The 3728-nt window shown below is 68.6% G+C and carries 4 protein-coding genes; 1 reads left to right on the top strand and 3 read right to left on the bottom strand.

Going from position 1 to position 3728, the window contains the following annotated elements:
* Positions 1 to 116: 116 nt before the first annotated feature.
* Together AB0L34_RS33265 and AB0L34_RS33260 are read right to left on the bottom strand one after the other, a co-directional pair.
* Positions 117 to 500: an L-rhamnose mutarotase gene (locus AB0L34_RS33265; RefSeq protein ID WP_357461655.1), complete on the bottom strand. Its 384-nt coding sequence runs from the start codon at positions 498 to 500 to the stop codon at positions 117 to 119.
* 8 nt (positions 501 to 508) lie between these two features.
* Positions 509 to 1342 (bottom strand): carbohydrate ABC transporter permease, encoded by an 834-nt coding sequence (locus AB0L34_RS33260; protein ID WP_363709581.1) that lies wholly within the window; start codon positions 1340 to 1342, stop codon positions 509 to 511.
* 110 nt (positions 1343 to 1452) lie between these two features.
* Between AB0L34_RS33260 and AB0L34_RS33255 the strand changes: the two genes are divergently transcribed.
* A complete protein-coding gene (locus tag AB0L34_RS33255; protein ID WP_363709583.1) occupies positions 1453 to 2553 on the top strand; it encodes an RNA-guided endonuclease TnpB family protein in 1101 nt (366 codons plus the stop codon).
* A 119-nt stretch (positions 2554 to 2672) separates the two neighbouring features.
* On the opposite strand, the gene AB0L34_RS33250 is transcribed toward AB0L34_RS33255, so the two are convergent.
* Complete coding sequence (locus AB0L34_RS33250) at positions 2673 to 3632, bottom strand: sugar ABC transporter permease (protein ID WP_363709579.1); 960 nt, start codon at positions 3630 to 3632, stop codon at positions 2673 to 2675.
* Positions 3633 to 3728 lie beyond the last annotated feature (96 nt).

Below are 3728 nucleotides of genomic sequence, written 5' to 3'. Positions count from 1 at the left end.
GTCTTCCAGCGGCAGTTGGTGGCCGGCGCGCTGGCCGGCTCCGGCAAGTGAGCCCGCCGGTGGAGGTTTCCGGTGCGGGACGGTCCGCCGGGCCACGGGAGCGCGCGACACCGCGCTCAGCATCCCGCGGGACGGCCCGCGTGGTGGAAGACCGGATACGCCCACAGCGGTTCGCCGTCGGCGTCGGCGATCTCGGCGAACAGGTGCGCCAGGGACCGGGTCCAGCGGGCCTGCACGGCGGACGCGCCGGTGACCCGCCGGGCGTACGGGTGACCGTGCCGGGTCCGCAGCACGCAGATCAGCAGCAGCCCGTGCCGGTAGATGTGGTAGTCGTAGATGCCGGCGTCGTCGAGCAACGCCGACATCTCCGGCCAGATCTCGGCGTGCCGGCGCTCGTACTCCCGTTCCGCCCCCGGGCGCAGCCGGTAGAGGTGGCACAGCTGGACCCCGGGCCCGGACTCCCCCGGCCCGGCCGCCCCGTCCGCACCGGAAACCTCCACCGGCGGGCTCACTTGCCGGAGCCGGCCAGCGCGCCGGCCACCAACTGCCGCTGGAAGACCAGATAGATGATCAGCACCGGCAGCAGCGCGACGATCAGACCGGCGCTGACCAGCGGCACCGACACGTCGTACTGGCCGCTGAGCAGGGAGACACCGACCATCAACGTCTTGCTGTCCGAGCCGCCCATGATGACCAGGGGCAGCAGCAGGTCGTTCCACATCCAGACGAAGTTGAAGATGGCCAGCGCGGCCAACGCCGGGGTCGCGATCGGCGCCAACAGACGGAACAGGATGGTGAAGTGGCCGGCGCCGTCCACCCTGGCCGCCTCGATCAGCTCGTCGGGCACCTGCTGGAAGTAACCGGCCAGCTGGTACGTGCCCAACGGCAGGCCGAACGCCGCGTACGCCAGGATCAGGCCCTGGTACTGCCCGGACATGCCCAGGTCCAGCACGGTCTGGTACAGCGGATAGATGATCGCCTGGCTGGGGATGGTCAACGTGACGATGATCAGCAGGAAGACCAGCTTGCCGCCCCGGAAACGCAGCTTGGTCACCGCGTACGCGACCAGCAGCGCGGCCAGCACCGACAGCACCAGCCCACCGGCGGTGGTGATCAGGGAGTTCAGCAGCAGCCGCGGCATGTCCATCCGGCGGAACGCCTCGAGGTAGTTCTCCAGGGTCACGCCGGCCGGCAGGCCCAGCGGGTCCCGCGCGAAGCCCGTCTGCGTCTTCAGCGAGCTGACGATGGTGAACAGCAACGGGTAGACCGCCGCGACCGCGACGACCACCAGCGCGAAGGTCAACAGGTAACGCCCCAACTGGGCGGTGGTACGCCGATTCATCAGAGTAGCGGCGTGGAAACCCGGCCGTTCAGCGCCGGGAGGAAACGCCGCTCCCTCCCCTCAATGATCGTGCAACACAATGGACCGCTAGAATGTGAAATGTGGGCGGGATGGTGAAGCGGGCATATAAGTACCGCTTCTATCCCACCGGCGAGCAGGCCGAACAACTCAACCGCACCTTCGGGTGCGTACGCTTGGTCTACAACAAAGCCCTCGAGATGCGGACCCGCGCATACGCCACCCAACGCCACTCGATCAGCTACACGGAATCGTCGGCGGCCCTGACCGAATGGAAACGCGGCGCCGAACTGGCATTCCTCAACGAGGTGTCCAGCGTTCCGCTGCAACAAGCGTTGCGGCATCTGCACGCCGCCTACACAGCGTTCTTCGCCAAACGCGCCCGATACCCCCGTTTCAAGTCCAAGAGGAAGTCCCGGGCCAGCGCCGAGTACACCCGGTCGGCGTTCCGCTGGCGGGACGGGCAACTGACTCTCGCGAAGATGGACGCCCCGCTGGACATTGTGTGGTCGCGTCCGCTGCCCGACGGCGCCGTACCGTCCACCGTCACCGTGTCCCGAGACGCGGCCGGCCGCTGGTACGTGTCCCTGCTCGTCGAGGACCCGACCGTCGAGTCGCTCCCACTCATCGACACGGCGGTCGGCGTCGACGCGGGCCTGACCAGCCTGGTGACCTTGTCCACCGGGGAGAAGGTCACCAACCCCCGTCACGAGCAGGCCGACCGGCGGAAACTCGCCAAGGCCCAGCGGGACCTGGCCCGCAAGGAGAAAGGCTCCCAGAACCGGGCCAAAGCTCGACTCAAGGTCGCCAGGATTCACGCCCGGATCGCCGACCGGCGCCGGGACCACCTGCACAAACTGTCGACTCGACTCGTCCGCGAGAACCAAACGGTCGTGATCGAAGACCTGACGGTGCGCAATATGCTGCGCAACCACCGGCTGGCCCGCGCGATCTCCGACGCGGCCTGGTCGCAACTGCGGGCCATGTTGGAGTACAAGGCCGCCTGGTACGGCCGTGAGCTGATCGCGGTGGACCGCTGGTTCCCGTCGTCCAAGCTGTGCTCGGACTGCGGGCAACTGACCGAATCCCTGCCGCTGAACATCCGTACGTGGCAATGCCCGTGTGGTGTGACCCATGACCGGGACGTCAACGCAGCGAGAAACCTTCTGGCCGCCGGGCTGGCGGACAGGTAAAACGCCTGTGGAGCTGGTGTAAGACCTCAACGGAGCCTCTCCGGGCGGGCAGTCGGCGATGAAGCAGGAAACCCCACGGGCGACCGGGGGAATCCCGGCCCTTCAGGGCCGGGAGGATGTCAACGCGGCTTCCGGGTCCCCTCTGTGAACATGTGCCGCACGCTGAGGATCGACAGCAGGGCGACGAAGACGAACAGGGCGATGCCGATGGCGGAGCCGTACCCCCGGTCGAGGAACTGGAAGGTGGTGAGGAAGACCAGGTACTCGGGGAGCATGGTGGCGTCCCCCGGCCCGCCCTGGGTCAGCGCGTAGATCAGCGGGAACAGCCAGATCAGCACGCCGGAGGCGCACAGCACGCTCCAGTAGGCCACGGTGGGCCGCAGCATCGGCACGACCACCGAGAACAGCCGCCGCCAGAAGTTCGCCCCGTCGAGATAGGCGGCCTCGAGGACCTCGTCGGGGATGGTGGCCAGGCCGGCGAGGTAGGTCATCACGCCCAGGCCGAACAGGCTCCACAGGGCCACCGCGACGAGCGAGAACAGGGCGCTGTAGCGGCCGTTGAGCCACTCGAGGGCCAGGGGGTCCAGCCCGACCGAGCGCAGGAAGGCGTTGAGCGGCCCGTCCGGGGCGAGGATCTGCCGGAACATGATGCCGACGACGATCGGCGCGATGGTGTACGGGATGAAGTACACGGCGCGGAAGAACTTCCAGCCCGGGGCGCGCTGGTGGATGACCACCGCCAGGACCAGGGGCAGCACCACCCAGATCGGCAGTGTCGCCACCACGAGCAGCGCGTTGCGGAAACTGGAGCGCACCACCGGGTCGTCGAGCATCCGGGTGTAGTTGTCGGCGCCGGCGAAGGAACTGCCACCGAAACCGCTCGACGATTCGAGGCTGGTGACCACGCCCCGGCCGAGGGGCACGAACTTGAACGCGACGGCCAGGGCCAGCGCCGGCAGCACCAGGACGGCGCCCAGCCACCACTCCCGGATCCGCGCGGCGCGGGCCGGACGGCGTGCGGGCTCGGGCGGGCGGTCCGCGACCACCGGCTCCGACACCGGCGCGGTGGAGATGCTCATCGGGGTTCCTCTTTCCGGGCGGGCCGGGGGGGGGGGCCCGGGCGCCCCCCCCCCGGGGCCGATAACTTTGTTTGCTGTAGGGGAGAGGGAAAACAA

The organism is Micromonospora sp. NPDC052213, from assembly GCF_040679695.1.
Lineage (GTDB): Bacteria > Actinomycetota > Actinomycetes > Mycobacteriales > Micromonosporaceae > Micromonospora.
This window is presented reverse-complemented; position numbering and strand designations above follow the sequence as displayed.

Bases quoted from the DNA above. Each gene is read 5' to 3' on its own strand.
- AB0L34_RS33260 (WP_363709581.1), bottom strand. From the start codon at position 1,342: ATGAATCGGCGTACCACCGCCCAGTTGGGGCGTTACCTGTTGACCTTC.
- AB0L34_RS33255 (WP_363709583.1), top strand. From the start codon at position 1,453: ATGGTGAAGCGGGCATATAAGTACCGCTTCTATCCCACCGGCGAGCAG.
- AB0L34_RS33250 (WP_363709579.1), bottom strand. From the start codon at position 3,632: ATGAGCATCTCCACCGCGCCGGTGTCGGAGCCGGTGGTCGCGGACCGC.